Annotated in this window: 20 protein-coding genes; 6 read left to right on the forward strand and 14 right to left on the reverse strand. The window is 37.9% G+C overall.

What is annotated here, in order from left to right; all coding sequences use genetic code 11:
* Positions 1–42: 42 nt before the first annotated feature.
* From A2J09_RS14140 to A2J09_RS14160, 6 genes are all read right to left on the reverse strand, one after another.
* Entirely contained in the window at positions 43–1,827 is a 1,785-nt protein-coding gene (locus tag A2J09_RS14140; protein ID WP_012292366.1) for an assimilatory sulfite reductase (NADPH) flavoprotein subunit, read from the reverse strand.
* A gap of 45 nt (positions 1,828–1,872) precedes the next feature.
* Positions 1,873–2,022 carry a YezD family protein gene (locus A2J09_RS24550; protein ID WP_012292365.1) on the reverse strand — a complete coding sequence of 50 codons (150 nt, stop codon included), beginning with the start codon at positions 2,020–2,022 and terminating at the stop codon, positions 1,873–1,875.
* Positions 2,022–2,762 carry a sirohydrochlorin chelatase gene (locus tag A2J09_RS14145; RefSeq protein ID WP_012292364.1) on the reverse strand — a complete coding sequence of 247 codons (741 nt, stop codon included), beginning with the start codon at positions 2,760–2,762 and terminating at the stop codon, positions 2,022–2,024. Before A2J09_RS14145 ends, A2J09_RS24550 begins: the two co-directional genes overlap by 1 nt.
* 12 nt (positions 2,763–2,774) lie before the next feature.
* Positions 2,775–3,548: a uroporphyrinogen-III C-methyltransferase gene (gene cobA, locus A2J09_RS14150; RefSeq protein ID WP_012292363.1), complete on the reverse strand. Its 774-nt coding sequence runs from the start codon at positions 3,546–3,548 to the stop codon at positions 2,775–2,777.
* A gap of 395 nt (positions 3,549–3,943) precedes the next feature.
* Positions 3,944–4,147, reverse strand: a complete 204-nt coding sequence (locus A2J09_RS14155; protein ID WP_012292362.1) for a hypothetical protein — start codon at positions 4,145–4,147, stop codon at positions 3,944–3,946.
* A gap of 134 nt (positions 4,148–4,281) precedes the next feature.
* The gene (locus A2J09_RS14160) at positions 4,282–5,790 is read right to left on the reverse strand and encodes a leucyl aminopeptidase (protein WP_036160563.1); all 1,509 of its coding nucleotides are present in this window, start codon (positions 5,788–5,790) and stop codon (positions 4,282–4,284) included.
* A gap of 123 nt (positions 5,791–5,913) precedes the next feature.
* Between A2J09_RS14160 and A2J09_RS14165 the strand changes: the two genes are divergently transcribed.
* The gene (locus tag A2J09_RS14165; RefSeq protein WP_036160560.1) at positions 5,914–6,396 is read left to right on the forward strand and encodes a divergent PAP2 family protein; all 483 of its coding nucleotides are present in this window, start codon (positions 5,914–5,916) and stop codon (positions 6,394–6,396) included.
* A gap of 97 nt (positions 6,397–6,493) precedes the next feature.
* On the opposite strand, the gene A2J09_RS14170 is transcribed toward A2J09_RS14165, so the two are convergent.
* The 5 genes from A2J09_RS14170 to A2J09_RS14190 form a co-directional block, all read right to left on the reverse strand.
* The gene (locus tag A2J09_RS14170) at positions 6,494–6,823 is read right to left on the reverse strand and encodes a YuiB family protein (protein WP_012292359.1); all 330 of its coding nucleotides are present in this window, start codon (positions 6,821–6,823) and stop codon (positions 6,494–6,496) included.
* A 202-nt stretch (positions 6,824–7,025) separates the two neighbouring features.
* Positions 7,026–8,819, reverse strand: a complete 1,794-nt coding sequence (locus A2J09_RS14175; protein ID WP_031418550.1) for a carbon starvation CstA family protein — start codon at positions 8,817–8,819, stop codon at positions 7,026–7,028.
* 118 nt (positions 8,820–8,937) lie between these two features.
* Positions 8,938–9,681: a LytR/AlgR family response regulator transcription factor gene (locus tag A2J09_RS14180; protein WP_012292357.1), complete on the reverse strand. Its 744-nt coding sequence runs from the start codon at positions 9,679–9,681 to the stop codon at positions 8,938–8,940.
* Positions 9,682–9,687: 6 nt separating this feature from the next.
* A complete protein-coding gene (locus A2J09_RS14185; RefSeq protein ID WP_036160556.1) occupies positions 9,688–11,439 on the reverse strand; it encodes a sensor histidine kinase in 1,752 nt (583 codons plus the stop codon).
* A gap of 24 nt (positions 11,440–11,463) precedes the next feature.
* Positions 11,464–11,961 (reverse strand): NUDIX hydrolase, encoded by a 498-nt coding sequence (locus A2J09_RS14190; RefSeq protein ID WP_031418553.1) that lies wholly within the window; start codon positions 11,959–11,961, stop codon positions 11,464–11,466.
* 171 nt (positions 11,962–12,132) lie between these two features.
* Between A2J09_RS14190 and A2J09_RS14195 the strand changes: the two genes are divergently transcribed.
* Both A2J09_RS14195 and A2J09_RS14200 read left to right on the forward strand, forming a co-directional pair.
* A complete protein-coding gene (locus A2J09_RS14195; RefSeq protein WP_036160554.1) occupies positions 12,133–12,684 on the forward strand; it encodes a hypothetical protein in 552 nt (183 codons plus the stop codon).
* 159 nt (positions 12,685–12,843) lie between these two features.
* Entirely contained in the window at positions 12,844–13,365 is a 522-nt protein-coding gene (locus tag A2J09_RS14200; RefSeq protein ID WP_031418555.1) for a GNAT family N-acetyltransferase, read from the forward strand.
* Between the two features lie 240 nt (positions 13,366–13,605).
* Here the strand turns inward: A2J09_RS14200 and A2J09_RS14205 are convergent, their stop codons facing one another.
* Positions 13,606–13,980 (reverse strand): HesB/IscA family protein, encoded by a 375-nt coding sequence (locus A2J09_RS14205; RefSeq protein WP_025116662.1) that lies wholly within the window; start codon positions 13,978–13,980, stop codon positions 13,606–13,608.
* 186 nt (positions 13,981–14,166) lie between these two features.
* Between A2J09_RS14205 and A2J09_RS14210 the strand changes: the two genes are divergently transcribed.
* Positions 14,167–14,859 (forward strand): DUF2225 domain-containing protein, encoded by a 693-nt coding sequence (locus A2J09_RS14210; RefSeq protein WP_012292350.1) that lies wholly within the window; start codon positions 14,167–14,169, stop codon positions 14,857–14,859.
* Positions 14,860–14,906: 47 nt separating this feature from the next.
* Here A2J09_RS14210 and A2J09_RS14215 read toward each other — a convergent pair whose 3' ends face one another.
* Positions 14,907–15,143: a NifU family protein gene (locus tag A2J09_RS14215; protein ID WP_004228295.1), complete on the reverse strand. Its 237-nt coding sequence runs from the start codon at positions 15,141–15,143 to the stop codon at positions 14,907–14,909.
* 84 nt (positions 15,144–15,227) lie between these two features.
* Between A2J09_RS14215 and A2J09_RS14220 the strand changes: the two genes are divergently transcribed.
* On the forward strand, positions 15,228–15,563 hold the full coding sequence (locus tag A2J09_RS14220) for a YuzD family protein (protein ID WP_012292349.1): 336 nt from the start codon (positions 15,228–15,230) through the stop codon (positions 15,561–15,563).
* Between the two features lie 46 nt (positions 15,564–15,609).
* On the opposite strand, the gene A2J09_RS14225 is transcribed toward A2J09_RS14220, so the two are convergent.
* A complete protein-coding gene (locus A2J09_RS14225; RefSeq protein WP_036160550.1) occupies positions 15,610–16,674 on the reverse strand; it encodes an NAD(P)/FAD-dependent oxidoreductase in 1,065 nt (354 codons plus the stop codon).
* Between the two features lie 269 nt (positions 16,675–16,943).
* On the opposite strand from A2J09_RS14225, the gene A2J09_RS14230 reads away from it, so the two are divergent.
* Complete coding sequence (locus tag A2J09_RS14230; protein WP_008178065.1) at positions 16,944–17,180, forward strand: YuzB family protein; 237 nt, start codon at positions 16,944–16,946, stop codon at positions 17,178–17,180.
* Positions 17,181–17,218: the final 38 nt, after the last annotated feature.

Raw genomic sequence — 17,218 nt, forward strand, 5'->3', positions numbered from 1 at the left:
AATAGTCATCTTCCTACAAGGAAGTTTTTTTCCCGAATACAGTTAATAAACATCCCGCTGGTATCGTTTTTGTTGCTTTAGTTCTTGTACAAAGGCTTTTGCTTGCTCAGACGATTTTTGCCCCTGCTGTTCTATAATACGGTGAATAGTTGCATCCACATCAGCTGCCATTGATTTCTCATCGCCACATACATAAATGACAGCACCTTGTTCAAGCCATTCATAAAAATTTGCCGCATTCTCTTCTATTTTGTGTTGAACATAGATTTTTTTATCGGTATCACGTGAGAAGGCTATATGCATTTGGCTTAAAGTACCAGAAGCTAGCCAGCGTTGCCAATCTGTTTGATAGAGGAAGTCTGTAACAAAATGCTGATCCCCAAAAATGAGCCAAGCTTTACCCACAACCCCTAACTCTTCTCGTTCCTCTAGAAAAGCTCGATATGGGGCTATACCTGTGCCAGCACCAATCATAATTATCGGTGTTTCCTTCTGCTCTGGTAATCTGAAATTTGGATTTTTATGAACATAGATTGGTAATGTATCGCCAATTTGAAGGTCCGCCACACTACCTGAACAAACTCCCAGACGTTGTCGACCGTTCGTCTCATAGCTTACCTTGCTAATCGTTAAATGTACCTCATCATTATTCGCCAATTGGCTACTTGCAATAGAATACAGTCGTGATGGAATTTTTCGCAAAATGTCCACGAATTGCTGCGCACTCCATGTGAAAGGAGCAAAATCCTCTACAACATCAAGTAAATCCCTTCCTTTGGCATAATCCTTCCACGCATTAGGTTCTTCCAATAACCTTGAAAACTCATTATGTTCTGTGTAAGCCTTAATTTTTTCAAGAACAGGCTTAGATAACACTGTAATTTCCAATCTTTTTTGTAAAGCATTTTTTAAGGACAAGATTTCATCAAAAACAGTCACCTCAGTAGCTGGATCAAATTGCAGAGCTCCCAGTAATGCATCGACTAATAATTCACTATTCTCTGGTTGAATACCAATGCTGTCCCCCGGCTCAAATTGAAAATTAGCACCTTCAATGGATAATTCTAAATGTCGTGTTTCTTTGTTGGATCCACGACCATTTAGATTAATATTTTCTAACACTTCAGCGTAAAATGGATTTTTTCTTGAATATGTAGTAGCTCCTAGGATTTCATCGCTCTCTGTTGAAGTTACCGATATTGCAGTAGCTTGTTTGAGAAATTCTTGTTGAACCGCTGAGAACCATTGTGCAGCCGCGTCATCATAATCCACATCACAATCTGTACGAGGAACCATTCTTGTTGCACCTAGTTTAGCAAATTGCTCATCAAAGTCTTTACCTGTTTTGCAGAAAAATTCATAGGAACTATCCCCTAATGCCAGTACCGAATATTGAAGATGCTCTAATTTTGGTGCTCGTTTACTATGCAAAAATTCATAGAATTGAATCGCCTGATCTGGCGGATCACCCTCACCATGTGTACTCACAATAAGTAATAGATTTGTGATTTTCTTTAAGTTACTTGCTTTAAATTTCCCTAATGATGAGACAGTAACGTCTACGTTTTGAGCCTCTAATAGAGATGCATATTTTTCAGCTAGCCCTTGACTATTACCAGTTTGCGACCCATATAAAATCGTCATCGTTTTCGTAATCGATTGAGTTGTAGCTGGAGCAGTTACAACTATGGGCTCCTGAGTAGCTTGTGCTGCACTTAAATAACCGTTTAACCAAATTTTTTGCTCCAGTGTTAATTGAGGTAAAAGTTCGTTTAATAATTTTACCTGCTCTTCATTAAATGGACTGTTTATAACTTGCAGTTTCAATCTTTGCCACCTCGCGAATCGTCATCATTTCATCCTCTAAAAAAATTATCGGAGTCTTATTTTTTCTTTTTTTTCGATTTGAACCACATAAGAGTTTTGAACAATCAATGTAATCGAACCATGGTTCACAGTATTTAGCATTTGGCGGACATTATCTAATGCTAGATTTACATTTTCAAGCCTTTTATCTACCATTACGAAACACCTTCCTCTTTGAAATGTAGTAATTCATTAATACGTTCCACTAACACTTTTTTTACATTGACGTCATAACCCAAGCTTTCACATAACACCATGTTGTTGTTTGATAACCCTTGTAATCGTTTTGCAATGCTTTGCCGTAAAATACCTGTAAATAAGAGATACGGCACAATAAAAACTTGATGCTGCCTCTCTTTTTCTTGCTGGAGCCAGTCATCAAAACTCGGACCCATTCCATATAAGAAGCAAGTATCTACTGTTTGATAGTTGTATTTCATTCGCAACCTTGCTGCAATTTCAGCTAAATCTCTCTTTACGGCCGGATCACTACTGCCACGTCCTATTAGTAAAACACTGGCTTCATGCTTAGGCTGCTGCTTTTCAAGAATTCTAGCCTGTAACGAGTCGATGATTCGTTCATGAATGCCTAATGGCTCACCATAGGAAAATAGGATATGTGGAAAGAGCTTTTGAGCTTTTGCAATTTCTATTGGAATATCCTCCTTTGCATGCTGTGCAGCTAGCAGTAGAATGGGTACAATAGCAATCCTAGTTGCCCCTTGTCTAACACAGTTTGCAATCCCCTCTCCAATGGTGGGTGTTGCAAGCTCCAAAAAGCATATTTCCTGAATAGAAACCTGAACCTCTTGTTGAACCCCTTGTAAAAAAGCTACAGCTTGATCTACGCCTGCCTTAACACGACTACCATGGGCAATATATAAAATAGCCTGCATAAAGTCACATCCTTATCCCGTAACTTGAATTGGTTGTGGACCGTTATGCTCGAACCATTGAATAGTTTCTCTTAATCTCACAACCTCCCCAACTAAAATGATACTCGGGTTCTGAATATTTTCTGTTTGAACGATTTCTTCAATTGTCGCTAAAGTACCCGTAACCGTTTTTTGCTTAGCAGTAAAAGTTCCCCAATGAATAACAGCTACAGGCGTTTCTTCTCCACGCCCATATTGGAGAAGTTGCTGTCGGATGTACGGCAGATTACCTACCCCCATATAAATAGCAATCGTATCGATCCCTTTCGCAAGACTTTCCCAACGTATTGCATCATCTTTTCCTTCCTGCATATGTCCAGTAACCATGGCAAAACTTGAGCCTAGGTCCCGATGTGTCACAGGAATTCCTGCATAAGCAGGGGCTGCTATACCTGAAGTAATCCCTGGTACAATTTCAAATGGGATATGATGCTTGACTAGCACTTCAGCCTCCTCTGCCCCTCTTCCGAAGACAAATGGGTCACCTCCCTTTAATCTGGTAACGATTAATCCTTGCTGTGCATAACTGACAAGTGTTTGGTTAATATGTTCCTGAATCATGGCATGTTGTTGTGGCAGTTTTCCGCAAAATATCAATTGAGCATCTTGTTTAGCATAGTTTAATAGCTCTTTATTAATGAGTCTGTCGTATAAAATGACATCTGCACATTCAATACAACGTAATCCCTTGACCGTAATGAGATCAACATCTCCAGGACCAGCACCAACGATATATACTTTCCCCATTCCATTTCGCTCCTTCTATTCGTTGTGCCCGCGTCATAGGGTCCAGTTTTTTAGTTAACGAGTAGTTATCACCACACCCCTTGACATCTGCAAGAGGCGATGTCCCCATTGGGTGGACATTTGAACAAAGCTTTTGATTCTTCCTATTAGAGGAAAAATTTTCTATAAACAAGATAAAGAAAAAAGGCCAATATTATCCCTAGGCACAAAAATGCCTATGGACAATAAAAGCCTCTAGTTTGCTAGTCAGCTACTTATTTAATTCTTAGTAATATAATAAGAATAATAAATAATTTAGTATATTCTGTCAACACAAAATTTGATACTTCCTCCACATAACAAAAAAACCAGTTGCCGATTTTTGAATAGGCAACTGGTTTTTTCATTTTATGTTCTTACCAAGGTCTACGATACCGTGGTCCTGGTCGGTAAAATGGACCAGGTGGATACGGCCGATAGTTTGGATAATATGGATTGTAAGGATATTGATTAAATTGAGAGCCAAGGAAACTTCCTAAAAAGCCACCAAAAAACGGTGCACCGAATGGCCAAATAAAACCTCCAAATCCTCCTCCTGGGTAACCTCCGAAATTACGCATATGCTACCTCCCTTTTTACTCTATCGTATGAAGGAAGATACATCTATCATATGTATAATGCCTATTGTATCGGGATAAGTACTTAAAATGCAAAGAAACAGCGGGAAGACAACCCCGCTGTTTCAAATGCTCTCTTATTTTTCTTCTCCTAAACGTTGCACAAAATTAGCGAGTGTACGTACCATTACACCTGTCCCACCTTTAGGACCTAGATCGTGTGCAGCTACTGCATCCGATGTTCCAGCAATATCAAGGTGAATCCAAGGTGTTTCACCAACAAACTCGCCGACAAAGCCCCCACCAAAAATCATATGACCATCACGGCCAGGTGAATTGTTTAAATCTGCCACATCAGATTTACGAATTCTCTTTTTATCACTCTCTGTTAAAGGCATGCGCCAAACAAATTCATCCGTTTCCCCTGCTGCTTCCATAAATGCTGCAAAAAATTCATCATCATTAGAAAGAGCACCTGTTTTATCCATACCTAGCGCAGTAATAACGCCTCCTGTTAAAGTAGCTACATCAATAAGTGATGCAGCCCCCTGCTGCTTTGCATATGTAGTTGCATCTGCCAGAACTAAACGTCCTTCTGCATCTGTATTTAATACTTCAACTGTTTTTCCACTATACGTTGTAATTACGTCATCTGGTTTAAATGCTGTGTCAGATACCATATTATCAGTAGATCCGATAACGGCTACTACATTTTTATTTGGACGTAATTCACCGATAATTTTCATAGCACCGAGCACTGCTGCTGCACCGCCCATATCGCCTTTCATCCCAACCATTGAGTCCTTTGGTTTTAAGGAATAGCCACCTGTATCATATGTTACACCTTTACCAACGAGACCAATTGGATTTTCAAAATCATCAGTCGCTTTATATTTTAATGTGATTAATCGAGGTTCCTCATAAGAGCCTTGGTTGACACTTAAAATACCGCCCATTCCAAGTTCTTCTAATTGCGCTTTACCTAAAATCTCTACTTCAAAGTTATATTCACTTGCCAGAGATTCCGCATAATTTGCTAAATCAGTTGCTGTTAGTAAATTCGGTGGTAAATTAATGAGACTACGTGCCTCATTTACTGCATCCGCATAAATGACGCCGACCTCGAAGCCTGCTACAACTTCATCTAAATCCCCTGCTGTTGTCACAAGATGAACAGCTTCAATACGTTTATCCACTTCGTTTGAAGTTGTTTTGTAATGAGGAATAGAATAATAGCCTAGACCAATTCCCTCACCTGCTAAGAAAGCTACATCTGTCACTGAGATTGTTTCCGTTGTAAATGACTCAAGCCAGATCGAATACTCTTTCACTTTTAAAGCCCTTAACTCTTTCCCAACTAAACCAAAGGCTGCTCGAACATCCCCTTCAGTTAAGTTTTTACGCTCATCCAGCCCTACAAATAAAATACGTTTTAGATTGGCATGCTCCTTCACAAATGGTAACTTCGTTAACTTCTTAAGTTCAGTTGACACATCTCCCGCGCTAACCCACATATCAAGAGATTCACCATAAAAAGATGAAAAGCTTGTCCAATTCTGCATTTGTTCACGGTGTTTTGTGACACCCACCACTAATAATTCAGTCGAAATCGTTTCAAATGTCTTTGCTTCTTTTAAAATATTCATGTAAATTCCTCCATTCCATCTCCTATTATAACGAAGTTTCTGAAAAGCGCGTAATATTTGCCTATATCTTCTTTTAGAAAATAATGAATGTTATAATAAAAGCAATTATTTGCGAAGGTTGTGATGAATATGAGTTTACTCCAAAACACCCCATTACTGATTGCCCTCTTTTCAGTTATCTTTGCTCAGTTTGTCAAGATTCCCATTCATTTTCTAATGACCAGACAGGTGAAATGGAGCCTCTTTACTTCTACAGGTGGAATGCCTAGCTCTCACTCCGCTTCTGTTACTGGACTGGCAACATCTATTGCCTATGAGACAGGTTTAGCATCCCCAATTTTTGCGGTAGCCGCTATGTTTTCCATCATTGTTATGTACGATGCCAGCGGTGTACGTTACCAAGCTGGGCAACATGCTGCGATTTTAAATCAATTGCGTAAGGATTTCCAAACACTACTTCATGATTTAAAAAAATGGCCTCAGATGGATGGGCAAGAGAAAATGGAGGAATTAAAAACGTTATTAGGACACAAACGAAGCGAAGTATTTTTTGGGGCTCTCACAGGTATTTTTATCGCCATCATAACCTACGAATTTTTCATATGATAGCTAAGCACATCCTTTTAATAATGAAGGATGTGTTTTTTATCGAATAAAAAAAGTACTCTTCTTTCATTCAATAGAAAGAAGAATACTGAGCAAATTAGAACATGCGATATCCACTTTTTCGTAAATAAATCATCACAATACCTGCAACGATTGAGCCTGCCAAGCCGCCTGATAAAATAGCAATATCTACAAACTGAAGAGCTTGTAATTTATCGATTAACGCTGGAAATGCAGAACCTGGCTTGAAAATATAATCTAAGAAGCTTACTTCATCCACGATAAAGATCACAACAATTGGATATACAATCGCCATTAACCACGTCATACGTAACAGCATGTTTAATAAGAATCCGATACCAAAGAACATGACGAAAAATAACAAAATAGAAATGATTAACTGTACTAATGAAACTGGACCATCCATGTATGTATAACCTCCGTTTTCCTCTCATTAGTTTACATGATTACGACAACGCTTTCAATGAACATATCCTTGTTTTCGCTTGTTCGACATATTTAGGAAATCATTTTCATCGATTGTGATTAATAAGGGATATTTTATCCTAGCAAATACCACAAAAACTATTGAAGACAATTTCTTATCTACAATAGTTTCTTCTCTTACATTATGAAGTTGATTGAGTTAATACAAACTTTTGAGATTTCCACAGCTGTGCCCATTTCTTAAAGGCTGAAATAACGATGAGTAGCCCAAGCATCAGCATAATAACGGATAAGATGCCGTTTAACATATTGAAGCCGGCTGCTGCTGGATTCCAATAAACATTTTTAATCATCCAATAGCCTGCAACATTCACAGTGATATATAAATAAGTTAATGGGATAAAACAAGTTAGTGCATAGATTCGTTTATCTGCCACCTTCAGTACCATCGTCACTCCACATACTAAACCAATTGCTGCCATGAGCTGATTAGAAACACCGAATAATACCCAAATGGAGCTAATATCCCCTGAATACAATAAGTAACCCCACATAAAGCAAGCCAGTGCACTAGCAAAAATTGTGCCCGGTATCCAATTAGTTCGCTTCAATGGCTTATAAACATTGCCCCCAAAGTCTTGAATTAAATAGCGTGCCACTCGTGTTCCTGCATCTATCGCTGTTAGAATAAACACAGCCTCAAACATAATGACAAATTGATAGAAATAGGAGGATAACTCCGCAAACCAAGGAATACCTGTAAAAATATCCGTCATTCCGACAGCTAATGTCACGGCTCCTCCTGTTCGTCCCTCTAAGTCCATTCCAATACTTTGAGATAATGCTTGTAAATGAACAGGCTCCATTCCTAATGTAGCAAAAACTGCTGGCGCTGAGTTAATAGCAAAATAGTCTGCCGGATGAAGAGCGGTAGCTGCAATCAATGCCATCACACCTACTAACGACTCAACTAACATTGCTCCAAAGCCAACAATTCGAATATCTTCCCAACGGTCAATCATTTTAGGTGTCGTTCCTGAGCCTACAAAGGCATGGAAGCCAGAAATAGCTCCACAGGCAATCGTAATGGATACAAATGGCCACACAGGACCAGCAATTACCGGACCTCCCCCATGAATAAACTCTGTAAATGGTGGGAACTGAATAGCTGGGTTAACGAAAAATACGCCAATAATTAAAGCGATGAACACCCCTATTTTCATAAAACTACTTAAATAATCACGTGGAGCCAATAATAGCCACACAGGCAATGCCGCAGCAAAAAATGCATAGATAGGTAAAATAATTGCTAATGTATCACGATCAAATGTTAAAAAATCACCAAATGCAGTTCCTTGAATAAGCGGTCCAATAAATACACCTATCATTAATAAAATAAACCCAACTGCTGACGTGGCAAGTAAATTGCCTGTTTTACGATAAGCAATACCTACAAGCATAGCAATTGGAATGGTGATCCCTACGGCAAACGTCCCCCATGGATTTCGTTCTAAAGCTCCTAAAACCACCATAGATAGACCTGCCATTGTAATTGTAATAATAAACAGCATCGCAAGGCCTGTACAGAAGCCAGCTATTGGGCCGAGCTCTTCCTTCATCACTTCTGATAAAGACTTCCCACCATGGCGCATAGAAGCAAATAATACCACTGCATCATGTACAGCTCCCCCAATGACCGCCCCTATCAATAACCATAGAAGGCCAGGTAAGTAACCAAATTGAGCAGCTAAAATCGGCCCTACTAATGGGCCCGCAGCAGCGATTGCTGCAAAGTGATGACCAAAGGTTACCCATTTATTCGTCGGAACATAGTCTTTACCATCCTCCAAAGCGTGGGCGGGCGTGGGCGTATCATCTTTTATTTTGAGTACCTTTTTTGTAAAAAATATGCCATACAAACGATAGCTAATCACCAAAACACAAATAGAACCTATCACAATTGTAATCGCATTCATATCAACACCCCTTATACTTTTTCCACATCATAGCAAAGGAATGTCCACTATATTCACAAAATTAACTGAAATGTCAGAATTAAAAGTTGAAACGTAGTATTCTTCTGTTGAAATGCAATTATCTCGATAGGTCAAAAATTTTTCGTACATCCTTCATATAGAGCCTACTGACTGGAATGGAATGTCTGTTGTACAATATTAAATTATATTTAGAGCTACTCCAAGGCTCTAGTTCCACAATATGCTCTAAATTCACGATAAACGCACGATGGACACGCACAAATCCTTTTAATGTCAACTTCTTTTCTAATGCTGCCAATGACTCCGAAGCAAAAAACCTCCCTTGCTCTGTCACAACCACCGTTTTACTGTCCTCCGATGTACAATATAAAATATCCTGTATTTTCATTAATAAAATTCGATCGTTGACATAAACCGTTAATTTATCAAGCTTGTCCAGCTGTGAAACTTTTATTTCTTCTATTGTTTTCACCTGTGCGGCTCTTCTTTTAGCTACTAACTTTTCTACTGCAGCTTGTACTCTCTGTGCTTCGAAAGGTTTCAAAATATAATCAAAAGCATTGACCTCGAATGCCTGTAATGCGTATTCATCAAAGGCAGTAGCAAAAATAATTTCTGGTTTTTGTTCATGCAACAGTAATTGCTTAGCCAAATCGAGCCCATTATTCATGCCTAACTCAATATCCAAAAATAAACAATCTACTTGTTCATACTGTGTCGTATGGTAGAATTCATCTAGACTTTCAGATTCACCACAAATATTTACTAACGCTGTTTGCTCTAATAAATAGCGCAATTCAGCACGTGCCAACGGTTCATCATCCACAATATATACATTCACTCTATTCTACTCCCATCTAGTCGCCTTTAACGGCAGCTGAATCATTATTTTTGTTCCTACATCCAATGTACTCGTTATATGAAAATCAGCCTCTGTGCCATAAATTTCATGAATACGCTGATAAATATTCCATAAAGCCGTTCCAGTCCCTTGCTCCGATTGCATAATCCGTTTACCAAGCTGCTTTACCTGCTCTTTTCTCATGCCACAGCCGTTATCTTCTGTTAACAGGACTAGCTTATCGTTTACTCGTTGTACTTGGACAAAAATCTTTCCTTCCTTACGATTTTTAAATGCATGATAAATAGCATTTTCAACAAGAGGCTGTAATGTAAATGGCGGAATCTGTACATCGAAAAGTGATTCATCCATAAAAAACTCAACTTCGTAACGATTAGGAAACCTTGTTTGCTCAATAGATAAATATGCCTCAACATGATCAATTTCATTTTTCAATGGAATGAGCATTTGCCGTGCGCCTTGCAAATTGCTTCTAAAAAAAGTACTAAGTTTGATTAATAATGCTCTTGCCTCATCTGCATCTGTACGGATCAAGCTTGATATGGTATTAAGGCTATTAAAGAAGAAATGCGGATGCACTTGTGCCTGTAACGCTTTAATTTCAGCGTCCTTTAATAACTTCCGCTGTTGTTCAATTTCAGCATATTCAAGCTGTGAAGAGAATAGTCTACTTAAGCCCTCCGCAAGCTCCTTCTGCACCCCTGTTAATGAATCTGCTTTCGTGAAATACAGCTTGAGGCTTCCAACAGTACGATGCTGTACCATTAAAGGTAAAACAATGGCAGCGCTTAAAGGACAATCCTCATGTGGACATTGAATTTCCGTTGCCGAGGTAGCCATTAAAATTTTGCCTTCCTCTAATACTCGCTTCGTCAAAGCCGTCATAATTTCCCGATGAATTAAATGATGGTCCTCTCCAACACCAACATGTGCTAATACACCGTTTTTATCGGTAATAGCGACCGCCTCTACTTTAATTTCTCTTTTAATAATTTCAGCCACCGTTTGACAGGATTCCTCATTCAATCCTTTTCTGAAATGCTCAATCGTTTGTTGGGCAATTGAAAAAGCTTGATGTGTTTGCAATGCCTTTGTTCGTTCTTCTTCATCAATAAATGTTTTTATAATCATAAAAAATAAAAAGATTCCAAAAGCATTCATCAAAATCATTGGCATGGCAATTAACGTGACTAGCTGCAAAGCTTGCTCAAATGGTTTCGCAACAGCTAAAATCACAATCATTTGAATCGTTTCCGCACAAATTCCAATGATGACAGCTTTCTTGTAGGAAAAAGTTTGACGTATTTTGAAACGTTTGCTTAAACCACCAGTCATAAAGCCCGCTAAAATCGTCGAAATGCCACAGGCTATTGCTGTAAAGCCCCCAAGTGTCATGCGGTGAATACCTGCAATAATCCCCACGCATACACCAACAAGAGGCCCACCAAAAATACCTGCAATGGCTACACCGATCAATCTCGTATTGGCAATAGCCTCCTCAGCGTTAATCGTACTATGTATCATCTGATTTAAAGGATGTATCGTACCGCTTTCAATTTTAATCCCTGTATAACTACTAATAATACATAAGCTACTAAAGGTAATGATGAGCCATATTTTCTCCTTCGTCCCTTGCTCCTGAAATAGCTTCTCTCGAAACAGTCTCCATCTCGACATTAAAAAGGCAAACACAATGATCAGCCCAACTCGCTCTAACATAAATAAAAATAGCTCCATCATAGGTCCCCTCTCGAAGTCATATTATTTTTTAAAGAACAGTCGATAAGAGGTATAACCAAAAATATCCCCAGGATTAATCCCCTCTATCGCTTCTAATTGATGCTTTTGAAATTGATTAGTTGCCATTTCTTTTAACATAACGGAGGTTGCTTCATCTTGTGCGAGCTCCTGAGGATACAACCATTTGGCTTCTAGTATTTCTTTCTCCTGAATGCATACTTGCTGCTGTTCATCCAGCATACGACAATAAAAAATTGCCATATTATCGCTGATATCGTCACGGATGACGCCTGTACGAAATCCAATTAACCCTGATACGCTGCAATCTATCCCTGTTTCTTCTTTTATTTCACGAATGACTGCCTCATCCACGGTTTCTCCTGCGTTAACAAATCCTGCTGGTAATGACCAACGTCCTTTCAAACCACTATAAGCCTTTTTCACCACTAACCATTGTCCAAGCTCATTAACTGTAACACCTGATACACCCAACCATATTTTCCCTCGATCTTTTCTCATAACCTTCACCTCTATATATCTATTATACCTGCTTGCTTTCAATGGAAAAAAGCTTTTATTCAGAATTTTAAGACCAATCCTTATAAAGTGAAAAAATACATTTACAATCCTCATTTGTCAATATGTTACACTTAATGAAACTCATCATTTTAAGTACGAAAGGAGGATTGTATGTTACATGCACTATCAGTACGAGCAAAGTACTTTATAGTAGCCCTTATATTCGCGATACTCACGCCTTTTTTAGCCTTTTTTATGCCTCTAACCATATCGCAGACATTCTATGCTCATAGAGAGGATGTCGTCCTGATGACACCACCTAGCAACTTTATTATGCTTTTAATCGCCTTAGGATTGATTTTCTTAGTTTTACTAGTACTCGGTTTAAAAAGGAATACAAAAATCTACATCCTCGCATGTGTAATCATCTTAGGTAGTATCGTCTTAGGTTATTATTCTTTATTAAGCTATAGCGCTATAAAAAAGGAGGAAATCGTTTTTCAACAGTATCACCACCAAACTATTTATAAATGGCAAGATATAAAGGAGGTTACCTATGAATACGAAATAGGTACAGTGGGAACCTATTTTTTTCTAACAACAAACAATGAACAATTTATGATTGTGGAGAACGGACAATTTGGTCTCGACGAAAAGAGGGCCATTTATAAGCTAGCTGTTTTAAATGGGGTAAAGTTTACGGAACGCGAAAAATTGGATTAACTCAATGCGAAAAGGCTTTATTGATCTTCAGGAAAAGACCACTTTTCTTATATTTCAATATCCAGCAGGAGCTGAGAGAGGATATAGATTTTCATAAAATAAAAGCCCTTCACGTCCTCACGTCCTACCTCATGGATGAATACAGAAAGGGAGAGTAAAATGATTATAAAAATGACTTCTTCTAATATGAAGGATTATAATAAATCAAACCACGGTTTTATAGTCTCAGGAAAAATTATACCGACATACAAAAATAAAGTTTGGACATTTACAGAGGAAATAGGCACTGAGCCTTTTTTTAAAAAATATGAAGATGATGAAATTGACCTTAGCTACATAAACGATATGGAGAAAGCCGTATTTTTTTACTATATTGAATCCAATTGTGTGGGGCAGATTAAGTTGTGCTCTAACTGGAATGGATATGCACTTATTGAAGACATTGCTGTTGCAAAAGATTACAGAAAAGATGGCATTGGTACAGCTTTAATAAAAAAAGCCATTGAGTGGGCAAAAGAAAGGAATTACTGTGGTCTCATGCTTGAAACACAGGATATCAATGTTTCAGCCTGTCATTTTTATGCCAAAAATCAATTTGTAATAGGTGCAGTGGATACCATGCTTTATTCAAACTTTCCAACAGCAAATGAAATAGCAATTTTTTGGTATTATAGATTTTAAATAATCCGAATGCGTTGTTTAATTATGTAAACAGGGCTTTTGTTTTAGGTTTTGATGTTTTCAAGCCATAGTAAAAGCCTCTTCAATTTGTTGTTATCAAAACAAACAAATCAAAAAGGCTTGGTATTCACAGCCCTAAATACGCTATTTTAGGGTTGTGTTTACATATAATCTGGATTGTGTACACATCAATTCTAACCGTTATTTACAATCCTTCTTCTACATTTATATGACGTTTAATTACTCACAAATCTCAGGTGTACCTTCACGCTTTGCTGTTTTGAAAGATGTACCGCAGCCACACGATGCAATGGCATTTGGATTATCAATTGTGAAGCCACCGCCCATTAGCGATTGTTTATAGTCAATTTTTGTTCCCATCAAAATCGGCGCATCTTCACGGGAAACAAGAATTGTTAAACCATGTTGTACATCTACAAAGTCATCCTCTTTTTTCTCTTGATCAAAATGCATGCCATAGGATAGTCCACTACAGCCGCCACCGTTTACTACTACACGTAAAAAAGAACCTTGCTCTTCGTTATGCTCCATCATTTCATTAATATGAAAGCCGGCAGCCTGTGTAATTTCAATAACTTGCTTTGTACTTGTCATCCCCATCACCTTCCTTCTTACGTATTATCATATCAATTTTGACCAATGTATGACAAACATTCAGCTTCAAGGTAAATTTTAGTGATAGTTCTTATATTTTTCACATGTTTAGGATTTTTTGTTCATGCTTCTAACAGCTCCATTGGTATAATAGTTACAATGACTTCTATGTAGGGGGTAATATATATGGATATTTCACCGTATTATGAAAAACAAATTCAATGTTTGAATTGTAAAAAGGATTTTCCGACGTTAAAAGTACGTTCTAAATTTATTAAAGTAGAACATACAGAAACCGATTTCCACCCTATTTACACAGATGATGTGAATGCGCTTTATTACAATGTCTTCGTTTGCGAGCATTGTGGCTTTTCGTTTACAGAGGACTTTACAAAATATTTTGCACCAGGTATTCAAGATGAAATACACACACAAATTACAAAAAAGTGGGTGCATCATGATTTTAAGGGAGAGCGTACTGTTTTTCAGGCCATACAAGCTTATAAATTAGCTTTCCTCTGTGGCACAATAAAAAAAGAAAAACATGTCGCTATTGCTGGTTTAGCTTTACGTCTTGCTTGGCTTTACCGTTCGCTCAAAAATAGTGGGCAAGAGGAACGCTTTATGAAACTAGCACGTGATCATTATATGGAATCGTACTCCACAGAAGATTACAGTTCTACACAAATGTCTGCTGTACGCATCATGTATATGATTGCGGAATTATCAAGAAGAATCGGAGACATTGAAAATGCGACACGTTTCTTTTCGAGAGTGATTGAAAAACAAAGTAGCGGTGGCGAGGCTAAAATTGTAGATATGGCAAAAGAGCAATGGGCTATCATCCGTGAAGAAAAAGAGCATGCGCGCCACATATAATTTAAAAAAAGTTCTAGTCTGAGATTCAGCTAGAACTTTTTAATGTCTTAGAATACTTGCTCTACTTCCACAATACCTGGTACTTCCTCCAATAATGCACGTTCAATACCAGCTTTCAATGTAATAGTAGAACTTGGGCAACTGCCACAAGCACCTAATAAACGTAATTTTACAACGCCATCCTCAACATCTACTAATTCACAGTCTCCACCGTCACGTAGTAAGAATGGACGTAATTTATCTAATACCTCTTGAACTTGGTCGTTAATTGTTGCTTCTGCCATTTTATCTCGACTCCTTTCCTTATAATGATTATAATGTTAGCAACAGAAAAAATCCAATATTGAATCACAAGGAGAGAAAATACGATGCAACCAACTAAACCTATGATTGAAATTTATGGAACAGCTGTAATTTGCGCTAGCTGTGTCAATGCTCCATCTTCCAAAGATACATATGAGTGGCTACAATCAGCTATCGATCGAAAATATCCAGATCAACAATACGATATTCGCTATATCGATATTGAAGGACCAATTGAGAATGAACGTGATCAAGACTATGCGACTCGTATCCAGGAGGATGAGTTTTTCTATCCACTTGTCCTCATAAATAATGAAGTTGTAGGCGAAGGTTATGTACAGCTGAAACCGGTATTTACTGCACTTGAAGGTTTAGGTTTTGTCCCAGATGAAACAGTATAACCAAAGCTAAGGGATTGTTTCAAATGGAAACAATCCCTTTTACTAACTAATCATTTTGACGTTTATAATACCATAATAGTCCGGATTTCATTAAACGAGCAATACGGCCTGTAACTGTTGTATCTGCCAAATAGACAAAGCCTTGTTTTTTACCAAGCGCACCCATGAAACCTTTTAATTTAATTTCTGGCATTTTTTCAGGTAATTGTTCGCCCTTCCAACGCATACGAAGTACTTTTACAATTAGCTCTGCTTGTTCCTCTGCTAACTGTGCCGTTGGAGGTAAATCTGAGGAAGCACAATCCCCAACAATATATACATGTTCATCGTCAAGTACATTAAAATACTGTGTTACTAGTGGACGACCATGTTTATCCTTCTCAACATCCATATCACGTACGATTTTGACAGGCTGTACGCCAGCAGTCCATACCACCTTGTCGAGTAAAATTTCTTCCTCATGATTGAAAATTTTACCTTGTTCCACTTTAGTAATATTGGAATTGGCAATAACATCAACGTTATGCTTAACAAACCAATCTTTTACATATTTACTTAATTTTTCTGGGAAATCCTTTAAAATACGTGGCCCTCGGTCAAATAGCTTAATTTTTAAATCAGATCGACTTTCACGGAGCTCACTTGCAAGTTCAATACCACTTAAGCCAGCCCCTACAATCCCAACTGTAGAACCAGCAGGTAAACCACATAGCGCTTGAAGTGTGGCACGTGATTGCCCCATCGTTTGAATGCTATAAGTGTACTCCTCTGCACCCGGTACACCATGATATTTATCTTCGCAACCAAGACCAACGACTAAATCATCATATTCAATACGTTGTCCATCTTCTAAAATGACTACTTTTTCCGCACGATTAATTTCAGTTATTTCTCCATATACAGGCGTTAAACGTTCATGCTCAGGGAAGCTTACACGAATTTCTTTATCGGTAGCAGTTCCTGCTGCTAGCGCATAAAACTCCGTTTTTAAACTATGGAAAGGGGCTCTATCTACTATGACTACCTCTCTGTCTAATGGCAGATTATTTAATAGACGAAGCATGACACGCATATTGCCATAGCCGCCACCTAAAAGTACTAATTTACCCATAATATTCTCCTTTTATATCTCTTTTAATAATTGTTCACAAAGTATCCACAAACGAGTATAACCGATTGTGAGAAGTTTCACAATATCAGAATGAAATTTTGTGAAAGATTTCACAAAATAAATGAAAAGATGTTCATTTCGATAGACTTTTAAGCAATTAATAACGGTTTTCCCTTTATTTTTTATATAAAAACACTTTAATACTTTCAACTTAAATAATTGACGAAATTCGTAAAACCGAGTAGCATTACTTTGGTGAGGTGACATGGATGAATCCAATGGTTGAATTTTGTATTAGTAATTTAGCAAATGGCTCTCAAGCAACTTATGAAGTACTCGAACGCGATCCGAATATTGACGTTTTGGAATATGGCTGCCTCAGTTATTGTACAAAGTGCTCAGAATCTTTTTATGCTATTGTCAATGGTGAATTAGTAGAAGCTGATTCTCCAGAAGCGTTAACGAAAGCCATTTATCAGTTTATTGAAGAAAACCCTTTATGGTAGGTTCCTAAAACGCACCTATATAAATAAATTTGAACAAA

The sequence above is a fragment of the Lysinibacillus sphaericus genome (assembly GCF_001629735.1).
In the GTDB taxonomy this organism is placed as follows: Bacteria; Bacillota; Bacilli; order Bacillales_A; family Planococcaceae; genus Lysinibacillus; species Lysinibacillus pinottii.